This is a genomic window from Pseudomonas sp. 20-5 (assembly GCF_056782835.1).
Map to the genome: position 1 here is coordinate 3,831,014 of NZ_CM165584.1, position 19,175 is coordinate 3,850,188.

Sequence of the window (19,175 nt, forward strand, 5' to 3'; positions counted from 1 at the left end):
GCGCAGTGGATGACTGACAGATGAAGAAGGCAACACGTATCGGCCTCTGGGCCTCCGGCAGCCTCGTCGCGCTCGCCGCCATCGCCCTCGGCTACGCCTGGCAACCGGCCATCGCGCCACTGGAAGGCACACCCGGTCCCTTCAGCGCCGAGCAGATCGCCCGCGGCGAACGCCTCGCCGCCCTCGGCGACTGCGCGGTCTGCCACACTCGCGAAGGCGGCCCGCGCAACGCCGGCGGACGGGCCTTGCCGACGCCGTTCGGGACGATCTACAGCAGCAACCTCACGCCGGATCGCGCGAGCGGCATCGGTGGCTGGTCCTACCCCGCCTTCGAGCGGGCCATGCGGCATGGCGTGGCCCGCGACGGCAGCTACCTGTATCCGGCGTTCCCTTACACCGCCTTCACCAGGACTCGCAACGAAGACCTGAAGGCCCTGTACGCCTACCTGATGAGCCAGCCGGCGGTGCACAGCGAAACGCCTGCCAACCAGCTGCCGTTCCCCTTCGACCAACGCCAGCTGATGGCCGGCTGGAACCTGCTGTTCCTGGAGCCCGGCGCCTACCGCGACGAGCCGACGCGCAACCAGCAATGGAACCGCGGCGCCTATCTCGCCGAAGGCCTCGGCCATTGCAGCGCCTGCCACTCGCCGCGCAATGCGCTCGGCGCGGAAAAGTCCGGCAGCGCGCACTTCGCCGGCGGCGAGGCGGAGGGCTGGACCGCGCCAGCCTTGAACGCCAGTTCGCCGGCGCCCATCGCCTGGAGCGAGGAGGCCCTCTACGCCTACCTCCGCCACGGCTATTCGGCCTACCACGGGGTCGCCAGCGGGCCGATGGCGCCAGTGGTCGGCGAAGGCCTGGCCAAGCAGCCGGACGAGGACCTGCGGGCCCTGGCCCATTACCTTGCGTCCTACGCCGCTGCCCCGGCCGGGGAAACCGATCAGCAACAGGCGCAACGCCTCGACCGGCAGGGCTACGGCCGCGTGCAACCGCCCAGCGGCAGCGGCGCGCGCCTGTTCGCCGGGGCCTGCCTGGCCTGCCACCATGACGGCGACGGACCGCGCTTCTTCGGCGTGCGTCCATCCCTGGCGCTGAACAGCAATGTGCATGCGGACAGCCCGGACAACCTGCTGCGGATCATCCTCGACGGCATCCACAGCCCGGCCACCGGCGACCTCGGCTATATGCCCGGCTTCCGCCACAGCCTCGACGACCGGCAAGTCGCCGCCCTGGCCAACTACCTGCGCGAGCGTTTCGCCGGCAAGCCCGCCTGGCCGGACCTCGCGGCCAAGGCGGCAAGCCTGCGCCGACAGGCGGCGCCCTGAAGCATGCGGCTCAGTTGGGCAAGCGCAGGGAGCGGGCGAAGCAACCGGGGGTCTGGCCGAAATGACGCTGGAACAGGCTGATGAACGCAGAGGTGGAGTCGTAGCCAAGGTCGCTGGCCACCCGCGTCACGCTGGCGCCCTCCTCCAGCGCGGCGACCGCGTTGAGCAGACGCAGGCGCTGGCGCCACTCGCGAAACGACAACTGGGTCTGCTCGCGGAACAACCGCGCCAGGGTCCGTCGGGACGCCCCCACCAGTCCCGCCCAATCCGAGATGCCGCGCGGATCGGCGGGATCCGCCTGTAGCGCGTCGGTGATCCGGCGCAAGCGCGGGTCGCCAGGCAACGGCAGGTTCAGCGGCGCCTCGCGAAGGCGCCCGACCTCATCGGCGACCACCTGCATGAGACGCTCGGCCTCGCCACCCGGCGGATATTCACGGGGAAACTCCGCCGCCCGCAGCAACAGTTCGCGCAGCAGGCCGGACACCTCCAGTACCCGGCAACCGCCGGGCAGCGAACGATCCAGGTAGAGACTGCGGAACAGCACAGGGTTGCAAGCCTCCGCGGCGTGCCGGACGCCCGGCGGAATCCACAGCGCCCGCTGCGCCGGCACCAGATAGCTGTGCCGCTCGGTGCTGGCGCGCAAGGTGCCGCTGGCGGCGTACATCAGTTGGCCCCAGGGGTGCTCGTGCATCTCCACCCGGTGCCCGGCGGGCATCTCGAAGGCGCGCAGGTACACCGCGCAGGGCAGGCTGCGGAATCGCGGCAGGTCGCGTTCTTGTCCCGTTTGCGGCATCGGTTGTCCCCATCCGTCGAGTGAGCGGTGCGCGGCCGATGGTAGCGTGTGGCTCCCCATAGACAAACCGGAGCCACGCCATGAGCAGTCATCGCCCGCAACATCGCCTGTCCGTTCCCGATATCCAGCGCCGCAAGGGTGCCGGCAGCCTGGTGGCGCTGACCGCCTACAGCACGCCCATGGCCCGCCTCCTCGATCCGCATGCCGACCTGCTGCTGGTCGGCGATTCGCTGGGCATGGTGCTCTATGGCATGCCCAGCACCCTGGGAGTGAGCCTGGAGATGATGGTCGCCCACACCCTGGCGGTGATGCGCGGCAGTCGGCGCGCCTGCGTGGTGGCCGACTTGCCGTTCGCCAGCTACCAGGAATCGCCCCGACAGGCGTTCCGCAACGCCGCACGCCTGCTGGCCGACAGCGGCGCCCAGGCGGTGAAGCTGGAAGGCGGTGAGGAAATGGAAGAAACCGTGGACTTCCTGGTACGCCGTGGCATACCGGTGCTCGCCCATATCGGCCTGATGCCGCAGCAGGTCAACGCCATGGGCGGCTTCAAGGCCCAGGGGCGTGACCCGGAAAGCGCCGAACGGGTACGCCGCGACGGCCTCGCCATGCAGCGCGGCGGCGCCTTCGCGGTGGTCATCGAAGGCGTAGGCGAGCCGCTGGCCCGTCGCCTTAGCGAAGAACTGGCGATCCCCTGCATCGGTATCGGCGCCTCGCCGGCCTGCGACGGCCAGGTACTGGTCAGCGAGGACCTGCTCGGGCTAAGCGGCGAACAGGTACCGCGCTTCGTCGAACGCTACGCGCGCCTCGACCGGGAAATCGACGAGGCGGCCCGGCGCTTCGCCGAGGACGTGCGCGAACGGCGCTTCCCCGAGGCCAGGCATTGCTTCGCCATGCGCGAGTGAGCCGGCGGTCTCAGGCGAAGACTTCCGCCAGCAGGTCGTCCATCGCCTGGAAGGCACGCCGGGAGGTCCTGGCGTCATAGTGCATCTTGCCCGGCACCTTGGCGTTCGGATCGGTGAAGGAATGCACCGCGCCGCCGTAGCTGGTGAGCTGCCAGTCGACGCCGGCATCGGTCATCTCCCTGGCGAAGGCCGGCAACTGCTCGCGCGGCACCAGCGGATCGGAGGCGCCGTCGAGGACCAGTACCGCGCCCTTGATGTTCCTGGCATGCGCCGGGTCCGGCGTATCCAGGGTGCCATGGAAGGACACGAAGGCCTTCAGCTCGGCGCCGTCGCGAGCCAGCTCCAGCGCGCAGCAACCGCCGAAGCAGAAACCGAAGGCAGCCTGGCGGGTCGTATCGACAGCCGCGAGCGCCTGTCCGCGCAAGGCCGCCAGCGCTGCCTGCATGCGCTTGCGCAGCAGGGCCCGGTCGTTCTTCAGCGGCATCATCGCCGCGCCCGCCTCGTCGCCGTTCTGCGGACGCACGTCCCTGCCGTAGAGGTCCGCCACCAGCACCACGTGCCCACGGCCGGCGACCTGCCGGGCGATGTCCAGCGCGGCGGCGCTCACGCCCATCCAGTTCGGCGCCATCAGCAGGCCCGGGCGCGGCCCCGCGTGGCTGGCGTCGTACACCAGTTGACCTTCGTACGGCTGCCCATCGATGTCGTAGGCGACCGGCTCTACACGAATCTCACTCATGGGTACTGCTCCTGCGAGAGTTGGAAAAGACAAAGCCCGCCGAAGCGGGCTTTGTCGGGGCTACTGCTTAAGCGGACAGCTCCACCAGCAGCTTGTTCAGTCGGCGTACGTAGGCGCCCGGATCCTTGAGGCTGTCCCCTGCGGCCAGGGCGGCCTGGTCGAAGAGAATATGCGACAGCTCGCCGAAGCGGTCCTCGTCCGGCTCCGCATCCAGCTTCTCGATCAGCGGATGCTGCGGGTTGATCTCGAAGATCGGCTTCGAGTCCGGCACTTTCTGCCCGCTGGCCTCGAGGATCTGGCGCATCTGCAGGCCAAGGTCCTGTTCGCCGATGGCGAGGATCGCCGGCGAATCGGTCAGGCGGTGGGAAACGCGGACTTCGCTGACCTGCTCGTCGAGCACCTTCTTCAGGCGCTCGATCAGGCCTTCCTTGCTCTTGGCGACTTCTTCCTGGGCCTTCTTGTCCTCTTCCGAGTCCAGGCTGCCCAGGTTCAGGTCGCCGCGGGCGACATCGACGAACTGCTTGCCGTCGAACTCCGGCAGGTAGCTCATCAGCCACTCGTCGATGCGATCGGTGAGCAGCAGCACCTCGATGCCCTTCTTGCGGAAGACTTCCAGGTGCGGGCTGTTCTTCACCTGCGAGTAGCTCTCGCCGGTGAGGTAGTAGATCTTGTCCTGGCCTTCCTTCATCCGACCGATGTAGTCGGCCAGCGCTACGCTCTGCTCGCCCGAATCGTCGCCGGTGGAGGCGAAGCGCAGCAGGCCGGCGATCTTATCCTTGTTGCCGAAGTCTTCCGCCGGGCCTTCCTTGAGGACCTGGCCGAAGTTCTTCCAGAAGGTCTTGTACTGCTCCGGCTCGTTCTTCGCCAGCTTCTCCAGCATGTCCAGCACGCGCTTGGTCAACGCCGACTTCATCGAGTCGATCACCGGATCCTTCTGCAGGATTTCCCGGGAGACGTTCAGCGACAGGTCGTTGGAGTCGACCACACCCTTGATGAAGCGCAGGTACAGCGGCAGGAACTCGTCGGCCTGGTCCATGATGAACACGCGCTGTACGTACAGCTTCAGGCCCCGCGGCGCTTCGCGATGGTACAGGTCGAACGGCGCGCGGCCCGGCACGTAGAGCAGCGAGGTGTATTCCAGCTTGCCTTCGACCTTGTTGTGGCTCCAGCTCAGCGGGTTCTCGAAGTCATGGGCGACGTGCTTGTAGAACTCCTGGTATTCCTCGTCCTTCACCTCGGCGCGCGGACGGGTCCACAGCGCGCTGGCGCGGTTGACCGTTTCCCATTCCGGCTCGGCCGGCTTGTCGGCCTCTTCGCCGTGGAATTCCTTGGGCAGCTCGATCGGCAAAGCGATGTGATCGGAGTATTTCTTGATCACGTTGCGCAGGCGCCAGCCATCGGCGAACTCCTCCTCGCCCTTTTTCAGGTGGAGGACGATGCGGGTACCGCGCTCGGGCTTGTCGATGGTAGCGACGTCGAACTCGCCCTCGCCCTTCGACGACCAGTGCACCCCTTCGCTGGCCGGCTGGCCGGCGCGACGGGAGTAGACATCGACCTTGTCGGCGACGATGAAGGCGCTGTAGAAACCGACGCCGAACTGGCCGATCAGGTGCGAATCCTTCTTCTGGTCGCCAGACAAGTTCTTCAGGAAGTCGGCGGTCCCGGACTTGGCGATGGTGCCCAGGTGAGTCACCACATCCTCGCGGCTCATGCCGATGCCGTTGTCTTCCAGGGTGACGGTGTTGGCTTCCTTGTCGAAGCTGACGCGGATCTTCAGCTCGGCGCCGCCCTCGAGCAGCTCGGGATTGGCCAGGGCTTCGAAACGCAGCTTGTCGGCGGCGTCCGAGGCGTTGGAAATCAGTTCGCGGAGGAAGATTTCCTTGTTCGAATAGAGAGAATGAATCATCAGGTGAAGCAGTTGCTTCACTTCAGTCTGAAAGCCCAGTGTCTCTTTTTGGGTTTCCACGCTCATCGCTCCAAGCTCCATCAATGACATAAGCCGCGTACCACGGCGGATGTCCCCTAGGTGGGGCCTTCTTCCGGCTTTTCAAGCGCTTATGCGAAAAAACCGCGCACCATCGTGCGACGACTAGCGTTCGAGCAGTTCGAGACGGGCGATCTCCGCCGGGCGCAACAGGTAGCTCGCCTCCCCCGCACCGGGCATTTCCCGGCGGATCACCAGGCGCCCCTCGCTGTCGAGGCCGGTGAAACGGCCCTCGGCGATACGCCCGCGTACCGTAGTGGCCTTGACCAGGCGCTGGCTGTAGCGCTGCGGTTCGACCTGGACCAGCTCCAGGTCGAGGGTGGCGTTACCCGGCGCCGGCAGCGCCTGCGGCTCGGGCGGCGCCGCCGCCGCGGCCACGGTCGCAGGCTCCGCCGGCAAGGCGGGGAACGCGTCGCCGCGCACCGTCCACTCCCGCCGGGCGTTCTTCTCCAGCGTCAGCTCCAGCACCTGAGCCTGGCCGGCCACCAGGGCCTCGATACGCAGCGGCCGCGCATGGCTGGCCGCGCGCCAGGACGGCGCCCGCACGAGGCTGACGTCGCGGCTGGCGAAACGTCGCTGCAGATAATCGCGCAAGACCAGGGCCAGGGTATCGTCGGAGTCGTATCCCAGGTCGACCTTGCCGTGCCGATAGCGCAGCCGGTCGGTATACAGCTCGACGTGGCCGCTGAGGGTGGTCCGGTAGTCGCTCGGCAGGCTCAGGTGGAACTCGCCCTCCAGGCGGTTCGGCGCCTTGGGCCGCAGGTCCAGGTGCAAGGTATAGCCACGCAGGAGACGACGCGCCTCGGGCAGGTCCTGATCCGGTTGCAGCCAGCTCAGCTCGACTTCTGGCAACGCGCCGCCGTCCTCGGGCAGCACATCCAGGCGCAGCGCCCCGAGCGGCTGTGCCGGAAGGCGGATCTGCAGCTCGCGCTGGGCGTAGAAATCGTGCCCCTGGCGCAGGCTCAGCACGCCGCCAATCAACTCGCCGCTCTGCGGCGCGAAAGGCTTGCCGTTGAACTCCCCGCTGAGCGCGATGGACAGTTCCGCCGGCGGCCTGGCCTCCGGTTTCAGCCAGCGCAGGCTGAGGATCGCCTCCAGCCGCGCAGCGTCGTGACTGGCCAGCAGCGCCAGGCCGACCACCAGCGGGATGCAACCCAGCGCGGCCAGCCCGACGCCCTTGCGCGCCGTACGCCAGTGCACGCCGATATAGGCCAGCGCCACCGGCGGGAAAAGGCTGCCGTAACCCCACAGCAGACCGGTACCGAAGGCCAGGACGATGACCCAGATATAGCCGGCGACCATCAGCAGCAGGCCGCCCAGAATCAGCAAGGCATCCATCGCGATATCCTCAGCCCACTTTCCGCAGCGTACGGCTCACGGCTCGTCCACCTTGAAATGCGCCCGCGCAGTGGCGATGGGCTCGCCCTGGGTGGTCTGCCAGGCGTTGATCGCGACGTTCGCCACCCGTCGCCCCTGGCGCCAGACCTGGCATTGCGCGTAGGTATCGCGGAAGTGCCCGGCACGCAGGTAGTCGATGGAGAAATCGATGATCTTCGGCAGGTGCGGAATGCTCATGAAGGTCAGCAGGTGCAACATCGCCGCATGCTCCATGAAGCCGGCGATCACGCCGCCATGGATGGCCGGCAGGGTCGGGTTGCCGATGTTGTCCTTGTTCGCCGGCAGGCGGAAGACCATGTCGTCGCCCAGGCGCAGGCATTCGATGCCGAGCAGCTTGGCGTACGGGATCAGCTCCACCAGCGGGCTGTAGTCGTTGTTCCGACGCGCGTCGCGGACCAGTTGCTCGAGGCTGGTCGGGCTCATGCCGCACCTCCCTGCGCGGCCGGCCTGGCCGCCCCGGCGCGGGCCGAACCGCCCATGCGCATGAAAGCGCCGACGACATGGGCGATGGGCTGGCCCGGATCGTCCTGGTAGGCGAAGCCGCGGGTGAAGATCACGTTCGGCGTGACCCGGTAGCACTCGGCGAAGCCATAGACATCCTTGTGCGGTTCGGCGGGATGCATGTAGTCGATGCGCAGGTCGAGCGTCGGGCAGATCTCGAAGTCCGGCAGCACGCAGACCGTGGAAATACCACAGGTGGTGTCCATCAGGGTGGTGATCGCGCCGCCGTGGACGACCCCGCTTTCCGGGTTGCCGATGATCGCCTGGCTGTAGGGCAGGCGCAGGGTCAGTCCTTTCTCGTCGGCGGCCTCGACCGTCAACCCCAGCACCTGGCAATGACGCAAGGCCGAGAGAAAGCGCCGGGCGCGCTCGAGGAGAGGATTTTCCGACATGACGGCGACCTTGCTGGGAGTTTTCTGGAGGGCGAATCATACCCTGCCGCCAAAGCCCCGGCAGCCGGGGTTTTGGACATAACGATCGAAATAGTCGAAGTGTGTGGAACTTCACGCCAGCGCAAATGTTCAAAGGGCTACAACGAGGAAAGCCGCACATGGAGGCTAAACGATGAAAAAGACCGTAACTCTTGCCCTGCTGCTCGCTGCCAGCCTTGGCCTGGCCGCTTGCGACAAGAAAGAGGAAGACAAGGCAGCGGCCCCGGCAGCTCCGGCTACCGAGACCCAGCCGAGCGCTCCGGCTACTCCCCCTGCCGAGCCCAGCGCCCCGGCGCCGTCGAGCGACACTCCGGCAACCCCGCAGACTCCGGCACCGACTCCGGAGCAACCGCAACAGAACCAGCAATAAGTTCTCGTTGACGTACCCTGAAAGAGCCCGCGCAAGCGGGCTTTTTCATGCCCGGGATTCAGCCCCTGGGCACCTCGCCCTCGCCTTCCCGCGGGCTTTCGGCGATTGCGGTCTCGGTGTAGACCATCACCTCCAGCACGTCCGAATGGAATTCGCGGCGATACAGGACCAGCACCACGCCGGCCGTCACCAGCATGAAGAACCAGGAATTGATGAACCAGGCGAGCATGGCCAGGCCGAAATAGTACGAGCGCAAGCCGAAGTTGAACTGGTTGGCCGCCAGCGAGATGACCCGGGCGGCACGTTCGGCAAAGGATTTGCGCTCCAGCTCGCCGACGTTGCGCTCGCCGATCATCGGTGCCGAGCCGACCAGGATCGCCGCGAAGTTGTATTGGCGCATGCACCAGCTGAAGGTGAAGAAGGCATAGACGAAGACCACTGCCAGGCACAGCAGCTTCAGTTCCGATAGTCCCCGGCTGGCCTCCTCCACGAACGGCAGGTCGGCCAGTACCGAGACGGCGCGGTCGGTGGAGCCCAGCAGGGTGAGGATGCCGGCGAGGATGATCAGCGTGCTGGAAGCGAAGAACGACGCGTTGCGCTCCAGGTTGCCGATCACGCTGGCGTCGGCGATACGGTTGTCACGCAGCAGCAGCCGGCGCATCCAGTCCTCCCGGTAGAGGTGCAGGACGCTGGCCAGGCAGGCGGTGTCGCGGCCCTTCCAGGTGGCGTAGCGGGTGTAGCCCACCCAGCAGAACAGGAACCAGAGCGCCGCCAGCAGGTGTTGCGGCAGGTGCCCGTTGAAAATGCCGAGTTCGGCGGTCATGAAAACTCCCTCTTGAGCCGGCCGGGAATCGCCCCGCCGTTGTTTCGCGCCGTTGGGACGCCGCTCGCCGCGGCCAGGACACGACTTTCGTCGGCTCATGAAAAAGGCCGCCCGGAGGCGGCCTTCCTGGGGTTCGCCTGACGTCTCAGGCGACCGCTTCGCGCGGCTTGCCCAGCAGCCGATCGCAAACGACTGCCAGGACCAGCGCAATGGATACCGGCAGCAGCCAGCCAAGGCTCTGATCGGCGAGCGGGAGCTTGGCGAAGACGTCCGGCACCCACCCGTTCAGCTTGGCCGCCCCCAGCCCGTCGACGATGCCGAAGAGCAGCGCGACGATCATCACCGGCACGAACACCCGCGGGGCCGACACCCAGAGCCGGTCGAACAGGCTCAGGGCGATCAGCACGATGGCGAGCGGATAGAGTCCCACCAGAACCGGTACCGAAAGGCTGATCAACTGGGTCAGTCCCTGGTTGGCGACCAGCAGGCTGAACAGCGAGAACACGATCACCACCGTCTTGTACGAAACCGGCAGCAGGTCGCTGAAGAACTCGCCGCACGCCGTGATCAGCCCTACCGCCGTGGTCAGGCAGGCCAGGGTGATGACCACCGCCAGCAACAGGCTGCCGGAAACGCCAAAGGTCTGCTGCACATAGGCGGTGAGGATCTGTACGCCATTCTGGGCGTCGCCGGCGATGCCCTGGCTGGTGGCGCCAAGATAGAACAGCGCCAGGTAGACCAGGGACAGGCCGGTGGCGGCGATGACCCCGGCGATCATGGAATAGCGCGTGACCAGCCGGCTGTCGCTGATGCCGCGGTCGCGAATGGCGGTGGCGATGACGATACCGAAGACCAGCGCACCGAGGGTATCCATGGTCAGGTAGCCCTGCAGGAAACCCTGCACCAGGGGCGCGCTCTGGTACTCGCCGGAACTGCTGCCGATCTCTCCCGCCGGCGCGAAGATCGCCGCGCCGCCAAGGACCAGCAGGGCCGACAGCAGCACCGGCGTGATGACCTTTCCGACCCGGTCGACAAGGCGACCCGGGTTCAGCACCAGGAACAGAACCACGGAGAAGTAAGCGACGGTATAGACGAGCAACGGCACGCCGCCGTCCCCGGTGAAGGGTGCGACGCCCATCTCGAAGGACACCACGGCTGTACGCGGGGTGGCGAACAGCGGGCCGATGGCAAGATAGACGGCGATGGCGAACGCCACTCCCGCGCGCCGCCCGATCGGCTGGGTCAGGCGGCCAATACCGCCTCCGACCCGGGCCAGGGCGACCACCGTCAGCAACGGCAGGCCGACACCGGTAAGGAGGAAGCCGAAAGCCGCGCTCCATACGTGTTCGCCCGCCGCCATGCCGGCACTGGGAGGAAAGATGATGTTACCCGCGCCGAGAAAAAGCGCGAACGTCATGAAGCCAAGGGCGAGCAGGTCGAACCCTTTCAAATGAGTCATAGGAGGATGTACCACTGGCAGAAGTCTCGGTTGTTCGGGGTTTCCCTTTGGGGGTGTTAGGAAACATCGTCCTTCCGGATGAGGAGGACCGGTCAAGCCGCCCGACCCCTTTTGAGGGCCATGTGGCGCTATAGCTGCAGGCGCGCTGGCCTGCGGGATGATGCGTGGCGCGCCCGGGGTTTTGTCGGACACGAACCGTTGGCAATGATAGCGCATCGCGGCAACATTCGTTTGACGGATGCGATAGAACGACGAAGGCCACCGCTGTGAGGCGGTGGCCTTCGTCCTGGAACTCAGAAAACCCGGGAAATCAGGCCTTCTTCACTTCCCAACCGGTCAGCTCGGCCAGGGCCTTGCCGATGTCGGCCAGGGAACGCACGGTCTTCACACCGGCGTCCTGCAGGGCGGCGAACTTCTCGTCCGCGGTGCCCTTGCCGCCGGAGATGATGGCGCCGGCGTGGCCCATGCGCTTGCCCGGAGGGGCAGTCACACCAGCGATGTAGGACACCACCGGCTTGGTCACGTTGGCCTTGATGAAGGCCGCGGCTTCTTCTTCGGCGGAACCGCCGATCTCGCCGATCATGACGATGGCTTCGGTCTGCGGATCTTCCTGGAACAGCTTCAGGATGTCGATGAAGTTGGAGCCCGGGATCGGGTCGCCGCCGATGCCCACGCAGGTGGACTGGCCGAAGCCGGCGTCGGTGGTCTGCTTCACGGCTTCGTAGGTCAGGGTGCCGGAACGCGACACGATGCCTACCTTGCCCGGCAGGTGGATGTGACCCGGCATGATGCCGATCTTGCACTCGCCGGGAGTGATCACGCCCGGGCAGTTCGGGCCGATCAGGCGTACGCCCAGCTCGTCGCACTTGACCTTGGCGTCCAGCATGTCGAGGGTCGGGATGCCTTCGGTGATGCAGACGATCAGCTTGATGCCGCCGAATGCCGCTTCCAGGATCGAGTCCTTGCAGAACGGAGCCGGAACGTAGATGACCGAGGCTTCGGCGCCGGTGGCTTCCACGGCTTCCTTGACGGTGTTGAACACCGGCAGGCCGAGGTGGGTGGTGCCGCCCTTGCCGGGGGTCACGCCGCCGACCATCTTGGTGCCATAGGCGATGGCCTGTTCGGAGTGGAAGGTACCCTGGCTACCGGTGAAGCCTTGGCAGATGACTTTGGTGTCTTTGTTGATCAGGACGCTCATTACTTACCCTCCGCGGCCTTGACGACTTGCTGGGCAGCGTCGGTCAGGCTGGTTGCCGCGATGATGTTCAGGCCGCTTTCGGCCAGGACCTTGGCACCCAGTTCAGCGTTGTTGCCTTCCAGGCGGACGACAACCGGAACCTTCACGCCGACTTCTTTGACGGCGCCGATGATGCCTTCGGCGATCATGTCGCAACGCACGATGCCGCCGAAGATGTTCACCAGGACAGCCTTCACGTTGCTGTCGGACAGGATGATCTTGAACGCTTCGGTCACGCGCTCCTTGGTCGCACCGCCGCCAACGTCGAGGAAGTTGGCCGGCTTGCCGCCGTGCAGGTTGACGATGTCCATGGTACCCATGGCCAGGCCGGCGCCGTTGACCATGCAGCCGATGTTGCCTTCCAGCGCGACGTAGTTCAGCTCCCACTTCTGCGCATGGGCTTCACGGGCGTCGTCCTGGGACGGGTCGTGCATGGCGCGCAGCTTCGGCTGACGGTACAGGGCGTTGCTGTCGATGTTGATCTTGGCATCCAGGCAGTGCAGGTTGCCGTCTTTCTTGATCACCAGCGGGTTCACTTCCAGCAGGGCCAGGTCGTAGTCCTGGAACAGCTTCGCCAGGCCGACGAAGATATGGGTGAACTGCTTGATCTGGTCGCCCTTCAGGCCCAGCTGGAAGGCCAGCTCGCGGCCCTGGTACGGCTGCGCGCCGACCAGCGGGTCGATGGTAGCCTTGAGGATCTTCTCGGGAGTGTCGTGGGCGACCTTCTCGATGTCCACGCCACCTTCGGTGGAAGCCATGAACACGATGCGGCGGCTGGAACGATCGACGACGGCGCCGAGGTACAGCTCCTTGTCGATGTCGGTGCAGGACTCCACCAGGATCTTGCTGACCGGCTGGCCGTTGGCGTCGGTCTGGTAGGTCACCAGGTTCTTGCCCAGCCACTGCTGGGCGAACGCCTTGGCGTCCTCTTTGCTCTTCACCAGCTTCACACCGCCCGCTTTACCGCGGCCGCCGGCGTGCACCTGAGCTTTGACGACCCACTCGCTGCCGCCGATCTTGTCGCAGGCTTCTGCGGCCTCTTCGGGGGTGTCTACGGCAAAGCCCTTGGATACAGGCAGGCCGTATTCAGCGAACAGCTGCTTACCCTGATATTCGTGGAGATTCATGCTTGTCTACCGTTATTCGTCTAGGTATTGCGCATTTCGGCGGAGCGCTCGTGGCGCCCCACCACCTGTGACCGTCGTTTCGCGAACCACCCGGCTCGCGAAAAAACAGTCCGGCGGCATACGCCCGCGGCCACCTCGCAACGGTCGCCGGCGCTCACCCGCCGTGGTTCTTCTGAAAGTCTGCCGCCTGCGGCATCCCGACGCAGGCGGCAAACCGTGGATTCTACAGAACCCGGACCCGACAAGGCCAGGAACCTGTCCTGGCCTGACGGACGACGCGTCCCGCGTCGCTGTGACGCCCCTGGCGTGAACCGGGGCGTCGGATCACTCAGCGCTTCTTGCGGTTGGCGATGTGGATGGCATGGCCATTCACTGCCAGGGCAGCTTCGTGCAGGGCTTCGGACAGCGTCGGGTGAGAGAAGACCATCATGCCCAGGTCTTCGGCGCTGGTGCCGAATTCCATGCCGATCGCGCCTTGCTGTACCAGCTCGGCGGCGCTCGGGCCGATCACGTGGACGCCCAGGACGCGGTCGGTCTTCGCATCGGCGATGACCTTGACCAGGCCGGTGGTGTCGTTGGCAGCCATCGCGCGACCGCTGGCGGCGAACGGGAAGGTGCCGACGTTGACTTCGACGCCCTCGGCCTTGAGGGTCTGCTCGGTCTTGCCGACCCAGGCGATTTCCGGGTGGGTGTAGATGACCGACGGAATCAGGTCGTAGTTCATCTGCGCCTTGTGGCCGGCGATGCGCTCGGCGACCATCACGCCCTCTTCCGAGGCTTTGTGCGCGAGCATCGCGCCGCGAACCACGTCACCGATGGCGAAGACGCCCGGAACGCTGGTCTTGCAGTGGTCGTCGACGTAGATGAAGCCACGCTCGTCCAGGGTCACGCCGCTGTCGGCGGCCAGCAGGTCGGTGGTCACCGGGCGACGGCCGACCGCGACGATCAGCTTGTCGAAGGTTTCCTTCTGCTCGCCGTTGGCGTCGGTGAAGGTCACGGTGACCTGCTTCTTCTTCACTTCCGAAGCGGTCACGCGGGCACCCAGGCGAATGTTCAGGCCTTGCTTGGTCAGGACCTTCAGGGCTTCCTTGGCAATCTGCTCGTCGGCAGCCGGGAGGAACTTGTCCAGGGCTTCCAGCACGGTCACCTCGGCACCCAGGCGGGCCCATACCGAACCCAGCTCCAGGCCGATGACGCCGGCGCCGATCACACCCAGCTTCTTCGGTACGGCCTGGAATTCCAGGGCGCCGGTGGAGTCGACGATGATGTCGTCGGTCAGCGGGGCCGGCGGGATCTCCACCGGGCGGGAGCCGGAAGCGATGATCACGTTCTCGGCTTCCAGGACCTGGGTCTTGCCGTCCAGACCGGTCACTTCCACCTGCTTGTTGGCCAGCAGCTTGCCGTGGCCTTCGAAGGAGGTCACGCCGTTGGCCTTGAACAGGGTAGCGATGCCGCCGGTCAGGTTCTTGACGATGTTGGCCTTGCGCGCAACCATCGCCGGAACGTCGATGGTGACGCCCTTGGCTTCGATACCATGGACTTTGAAGGCCTCTTTGGCCTCATGGTACTTGTAGGAGCTGTCCAGCAGCGCCTTGGACGGGATGCAGCCAACGTTCAGGCAGGTACCGCCGAGCGCCACCTTGCCTTCCTTGCCGATGTACTTCTCGATGCAGGCGGTCTTCAGGCCCAGCTGGGCAGCGCGGATGGCGGCAACGTAACCGCCGGGGCCGGCACCAATCACTACCACGTCGAATTTCTGGCTCATATCTCAATCCTTATTCGGGTGAAACCGGACGGCCCCACGAGGGGGCCGCCGTGAAGAGAAACGCTAAATCAGACGTCCAGCAGCAGGCGAGCCGGATCTTCCAGCAGGTCCTTGATCGCCACCAGGAAGCTCACCGCTTCCTTGCCGTCGATCAGACGGTGGTCGTAGGACAGCGCCAGATACATCATCGGCAGGATCACCACCTGGCCGTTCACGGCCATCGGGCGCTCCTGGATCTTGTGCATGCCGAGGATAGCGGTCTGCGGCGGGTTGACGATCGGGGTCGACAGCAGGGAACCGAACACGCCACCGTTGGAGATGGTGAAGGTGCCGCCGGTCATGTCTTCGATGGTCAGCTTGCCTTCCTTCGCCTTCTTGCCGAAGTTGGCGATGCCGCCCTCGATCTCGGCCAGGCTCATGAACTCGGCGTTACGCAGTACCGGAACCACCAGGCCGCGGTCGCTGGAAACGGCAACACCGATGTCCTGGTAGCCGTGGTAGACGATGTCGTTGCCGTCGATGGAAGCGTTGACCCCCGGGAAGCGCTTCAGCGCCTCGGTGGCGGCCTTGACGAAGAAGGACATGAAGCCCAGGCGCACGCCGTTGTGCTTCTTCTCGAACAGGTCCTTGTACTTCGAACGCAGGTCCATGATCGGCTTCATGTTGACCTCGTTGAAGGTGGTCAGCATGGCCATGGCGGACTGCGCCTCGACCAGGCGCTCGGCGACCTTGGCCCGCAGGCGGGTCATCGGCACGCGCTTCTCGACACGGTCGCCGGCGGCGAAGATCGGCGCCTCGGCAGCCGGGGCGGCAGGCTTGGCCGGGGCGGCCGGGGCGTTCTTCTTCGCTTCGACCGCAGCGACCACGTCTTCCTTGGTCACGCGACCGCCCTTGCCGGTGCCGGCGATGCTGTTCGGATCGATGCCGGCTTCCTCGGCCAGCTTGCGCGCGGCCGGGGACAGGATGGCGTCGTCGCCGCCAGCGGCGGCCGGAGCGGCGGCCTGTGCAGCCGGAGCGGCGGCGGGCGCAGCGGCAGCCGGAGCGGCCGGAGCGGCGGCGCCGCCTTCGTTCAGCTTGCCGAGCAGCTCGTTGCTCAGAACGGTGTCGCCTTCGTTCTTGATGATCTCGGCCAGCACGCCGTCAGCCTCGGCGAGAACCTCGATGACCACCTTGTCGGTCTCGATGTCGACGATCAGTTCGTCGCGCTTGACTGCTTCGCCCGGCTTCTTGTGCCAGGTGGCGACGGTGCCGTCGGCGACCGATTCCGGGAAGGTTGGGGCTTTGATTTCGATAGCCATTGTGTGCGTTTCCTTAAATTCGGTTTCTTCAGCGCGTAGGCGTTAAACAGTAAAGGCGTCTTGCAGCAGTTTTTCCTGCTGCTCGGCGTGCATCGAGGCGTAGCCGCAAGCCGGAGCAGCGGAGCCTTCGCGGCCGGCGTACTCGAGGTTGAGGCCCTTCTTGTGCGCGGCGATGACACGACGCATGTGATGCTGGCTGCAGAACCAGGCGCCCTGGTTCATCGGCTCTTCCTGGCACCAGACGATGTGCTTGAGGTTCTTGTACGGAGCCAGAACTTCCGCCAGGTCGTCTTCCGGGAACGGATACAGCTGCTCGATACGGACGATCGCGGTATCTTCGCGGCCTTCCGCGCGACGCTTCTCCAGTAGGTCGTAGTACACCTTGCCGCTGCACAGCACGACGCGGTCGACCTTCTTCGGATCCAGGCTGTCGATTTCCGGGATCACGGTCTGGAAGGAACCGTTGGCCAGATCTTCCAGGGTCGAGATGGCGAGCTTGTGACGCAGCAGGGACTTCGGCGTCATCACCACCAGCGGCTTGCGCAGCGGGCGGATCACCTGACGGCGGAGCATGTGGTAGACCTGAGCCGGGGTGGTCGGCACGCAGACCTGGATGTTCTGCTCGGCACAGAGCTGCAGGTAGCGCTCCAGGCGCGCGGAGGAGTGCTCCGGGCCCTGCCCCTCATAGCCGTGCGGCAGCAGCATGGTCAGGCCGCAGAGTCGGCCCCATTTGCTTTCGCCACTGGTGATGAACTGGTCGATGACCACCTGGGCGCCGTTGGCGAAGTCGCCGAACTGGGCTTCCCAGATCACCAGCGAGTTCGGCGTGGTGGTGGCGAAACCGTATTCGAACGCCAGCACGGCCTCTTCCGAAAGGAAGGAATCGTAGATATCCAGGCGCGGCTGGCCGTCGAACAGATTGGCCAGCGGTACGTAGACCGAGTCATCCTTCTGGTTGTGCAGCACCGCGTGACGGTGCGAGAAGGTGCCACGGCCGACGTCCTGGCCGGTCATCCGTACCGGATGGCCTTCGAACAGCAGGGTCGCGTAGGCCAGGGTCTCGGCGAAGCCCCAGTTGATCGGCAGGCCACCGGCCGCCATCTTCTGGCGATCTTCGTAGATCTTCGAAACCTGGCGCTGAACCACGAAGCCTTCCGGCACTTCCAGCATCTTGCTGGACAGTTCCTGCAGGGTCTTCAGGTCGAAGCGGGTGTCGTGACGCGCGGTCCAGGCATGACCCAGGTACGGACGCCAGTCGACGAACAGTTCCTTGTTGGGTTCCTTGACCAGGCTCTTCACCACGTGCAGGCCGTTGTCCAGGGCGTCGCGGTAGTCGTCGATCTTCGACTGAACCTGCTCGGCGCTGAGCACGCCGGCATTCACCAGGGCATCGGCGTACAGCTCGCGGGTAGTACGCTGCTTGGCGATCTGCTGGTACATCAGCGGCTGGGTGCCGCTCGGCTCGTCCGCCTCGTTGTGGCCGCGGCGACGGTAGCAGACCAGGTCGATGACCACGTCACGCTTGAACTGCATGCGGTAGTCGACGGCCAGCTGGGTGACGAACAGCACGGCTTCGGGATCGTCGCCGTTGACGTGGAAGATCGGCGCCTGAATCATCTTCGCCACGTCGGTGGCGTACTCGGTGGAACGCGCATCGTCCTGGCGGCTGGTGGTGAAACCGACCTGGTTGTTGATCACCAGGTGGATGGTGCCACCGGTCTTGTAGGCGCGGGTCTGCGACATCTGGAAGGTTTCCATGACCACGCCCTGTCCCGCGAAGGCGGCATCGCCGTGGATGGAAATCGGTACCACCTTGTCGCCGGAGCTGTCCTTGCGGCGGTCCTGGCGAGCACGAACGGAACCCTCGACCACCGGGGAAACGATTTCCAGGTGCGACGGGTTGAACGCCAGCGCCAGGTGGACTTCGCCACCGCTGGTCATCACGTTCGAGGAGAAGCCCTGGTGGTACTTCACGTCACCGGAGCCCAGCTCGACGATCTTCTTGCCTTCGAACTCGTCGAACAGGTCGCGCGGGTTCTTGCCCAGGGTGTTGACCAGGACGTTCAGGCGACCGCGGTGAGCCATGCCGATGACGATTTCCTTGGCGCCGTAGGAACCGCAGCGCTGGATGATCTCGTCGACCATCGGGATCAGGCTTTCGCCGCCTTCCAGGCCGAAACGCTTGGTGCCCGGGTACTTGGTGCCCAGGTACTTCTCCAGGCCTTCGGCCGCGGTCAGGCGCTCGAGCAGGTGCGCACGCGCCTCGGCGGAGAAGCCGGGACGGCCACGCACGCTTTCCAGACGCTGGAGGAACCACTTGCGCTGCTCGGAATCGACGATGTGCATGAACTCGGCGCCGAAGGTACCGCAGTAGGTGCTCTTCAGGCTGTCGACGATTTCACGCAGGGTCGCCTCTTCCTTGCCGATGTAAAGCTCACCGGTGCGGAAAGTGGTGTCCAGGTCGGCACCCGTCAGACCGTAGTGGTCGATCGACAGGTCGGCAGGCGCGGGACGCTGCCACAGGCCGAGCGGGTCGAGGGTGGAAGCCTGGTGGCCGCGGAGACGGTAAGCGTGAATGAGACGAAGGACTTCGACCTGCTTCTTCTCGTGCTCGCTGCTCACGCTACCGGCGGAAACCGGCTGGGCACGGCGCTGGTTCTTGGCCAGCAGGACGAAATGATCGCGCACAGTGGAGTGCGAGACGTCGGGGGCGGGATTGCCATCGGCGGGAAGCTTCTGGAAATACGTGCGCCACTCTTCTGGCACAGCGTTAGGGTCGTGCAGGTAGAGCTCGTAGAGCTCTTCGACGTAGGCAGCGTTACCACCGGATAGATGGGCACTGTTCCACATCCGCTGCATTACGCTTTCGTGCATGCTAGGTCACCCTCGGTAAGGGGACAACCACCTGGCGAAACCTTGAAGGCTCCGAAGTCCTCAGGCAGCGACATCGGTATGGCCACTACAGATCCCGCAGATAGTCCGGGTACCAGCCCGGATGCCCCTGCTGGTCATATTTTTCAAATCTGGGC

General features: G+C 65.4%; 16 protein-coding genes. 3 read left to right on the forward strand and 13 right to left on the reverse strand.

Annotated features, from left to right (window positions below; genetic code table 11):
- The first annotated feature begins 20 nt into the window (after positions 1 to 20).
- Positions 21 to 1,322, forward strand: a complete 1,302-nt coding sequence (locus tag AC1RB9_RS17575) for a cytochrome c (RefSeq protein WP_003449880.1) — start codon at positions 21 to 23, stop codon at positions 1,320 to 1,322.
- Positions 1,323 to 1,332: 10 nt separating this feature from the next.
- On the opposite strand, the gene AC1RB9_RS17580 is transcribed toward AC1RB9_RS17575, so the two are convergent.
- Positions 1,333 to 2,115 (reverse strand): AraC family transcriptional regulator, encoded by a 783-nt coding sequence (locus tag AC1RB9_RS17580; RefSeq protein WP_003117756.1) that lies wholly within the window; start codon positions 2,113 to 2,115, stop codon positions 1,333 to 1,335.
- A gap of 80 nt (positions 2,116 to 2,195) precedes the next feature.
- Here AC1RB9_RS17580 and panB point away from each other — a divergent pair, with 80 nt between their 5' ends.
- Positions 2,196 to 3,017, forward strand: a complete 822-nt coding sequence (gene panB / locus AC1RB9_RS17585; protein ID WP_003087450.1) for a 3-methyl-2-oxobutanoate hydroxymethyltransferase — start codon at positions 2,196 to 2,198, stop codon at positions 3,015 to 3,017.
- Positions 3,018 to 3,027: 10 nt separating this feature from the next.
- Here panB and AC1RB9_RS17590 read toward each other — a convergent pair whose 3' ends face one another.
- The 5 genes from AC1RB9_RS17590 to AC1RB9_RS17610 all read right to left on the reverse strand — a co-directional run bounded on the left by AC1RB9_RS17590 (position 3,028) and on the right by AC1RB9_RS17610 (position 8,028).
- Positions 3,028 to 3,753 (reverse strand): dienelactone hydrolase family protein, encoded by a 726-nt coding sequence (locus AC1RB9_RS17590; RefSeq protein WP_003087448.1) that lies wholly within the window; start codon positions 3,751 to 3,753, stop codon positions 3,028 to 3,030.
- Positions 3,754 to 3,820: 67 nt separating this feature from the next.
- Positions 3,821 to 5,725 carry a molecular chaperone HtpG gene (gene htpG, locus AC1RB9_RS17595; RefSeq protein WP_003449864.1) on the reverse strand — a complete coding sequence of 635 codons (1,905 nt, stop codon included), beginning with the start codon at positions 5,723 to 5,725 and terminating at the stop codon, positions 3,821 to 3,823.
- 117 nt (positions 5,726 to 5,842) lie between these two features.
- Entirely contained in the window at positions 5,843 to 7,075 is a 1,233-nt protein-coding gene (locus AC1RB9_RS17600) for an MFS transporter (protein ID WP_003120441.1), read from the reverse strand.
- A gap of 36 nt (positions 7,076 to 7,111) precedes the next feature.
- The gene (locus AC1RB9_RS17605) at positions 7,112 to 7,558 is read right to left on the reverse strand and encodes a PaaI family thioesterase (protein WP_003087441.1); all 447 of its coding nucleotides are present in this window, start codon (positions 7,556 to 7,558) and stop codon (positions 7,112 to 7,114) included.
- Positions 7,555 to 8,028, reverse strand: a complete 474-nt coding sequence (locus tag AC1RB9_RS17610) for a PaaI family thioesterase (protein WP_003106488.1) — start codon at positions 8,026 to 8,028, stop codon at positions 7,555 to 7,557. The genes AC1RB9_RS17605 and AC1RB9_RS17610 overlap by 4 nt, the downstream gene beginning before the upstream one ends.
- A gap of 172 nt (positions 8,029 to 8,200) precedes the next feature.
- On the opposite strand from AC1RB9_RS17610, the gene AC1RB9_RS17615 reads away from it, so the two are divergent.
- A complete protein-coding gene (locus AC1RB9_RS17615) occupies positions 8,201 to 8,437 on the forward strand; it encodes a hypothetical protein (RefSeq protein ID WP_003087435.1) in 237 nt (78 codons plus the stop codon).
- A gap of 58 nt (positions 8,438 to 8,495) precedes the next feature.
- Here AC1RB9_RS17615 and AC1RB9_RS17620 read toward each other — a convergent pair whose 3' ends face one another.
- From AC1RB9_RS17620 to AC1RB9_RS17650, 7 genes are all read right to left on the reverse strand, one after another.
- Positions 8,496 to 9,260 carry a DUF599 domain-containing protein gene (locus AC1RB9_RS17620; protein WP_003111671.1) on the reverse strand — a complete coding sequence of 255 codons (765 nt, stop codon included), beginning with the start codon at positions 9,258 to 9,260 and terminating at the stop codon, positions 8,496 to 8,498.
- A gap of 145 nt (positions 9,261 to 9,405) precedes the next feature.
- A complete protein-coding gene (gene brnQ, locus AC1RB9_RS17625) occupies positions 9,406 to 10,719 on the reverse strand; it encodes a branched-chain amino acid transport system II carrier protein (protein ID WP_003120443.1) in 1,314 nt (437 codons plus the stop codon).
- Positions 10,720 to 11,029: 310 nt separating this feature from the next.
- On the reverse strand, positions 11,030 to 11,917 hold the full coding sequence (gene sucD / locus AC1RB9_RS17630; protein ID WP_003087428.1) for a succinate--CoA ligase subunit alpha: 888 nt from the start codon (positions 11,915 to 11,917) through the stop codon (positions 11,030 to 11,032).
- A complete protein-coding gene (gene sucC / locus AC1RB9_RS17635) occupies positions 11,917 to 13,083 on the reverse strand; it encodes an ADP-forming succinate--CoA ligase subunit beta (protein ID WP_003087425.1) in 1,167 nt (388 codons plus the stop codon). The genes sucD and sucC overlap by 1 nt, the downstream gene beginning before the upstream one ends.
- A 328-nt stretch (positions 13,084 to 13,411) precedes the next feature.
- Positions 13,412 to 14,848, reverse strand: a complete 1,437-nt coding sequence (gene lpdA / locus AC1RB9_RS17640; protein WP_003087422.1) for a dihydrolipoyl dehydrogenase — start codon at positions 14,846 to 14,848, stop codon at positions 13,412 to 13,414.
- Positions 14,849 to 14,916: 68 nt separating this feature from the next.
- Positions 14,917 to 16,146 (reverse strand): 2-oxoglutarate dehydrogenase complex dihydrolipoyllysine-residue succinyltransferase, encoded by a 1,230-nt coding sequence (odhB, locus tag AC1RB9_RS17645; protein ID WP_003114264.1) that lies wholly within the window; start codon positions 16,144 to 16,146, stop codon positions 14,917 to 14,919.
- A gap of 42 nt (positions 16,147 to 16,188) precedes the next feature.
- Positions 16,189 to 19,020, reverse strand: coding sequence for a 2-oxoglutarate dehydrogenase E1 component (locus AC1RB9_RS17650; RefSeq protein WP_003087413.1), 2,832 nt, complete (start codon positions 19,018 to 19,020; stop codon positions 16,189 to 16,191).
- Between the last annotated feature and the right edge of the window lie 155 nt (positions 19,021 to 19,175).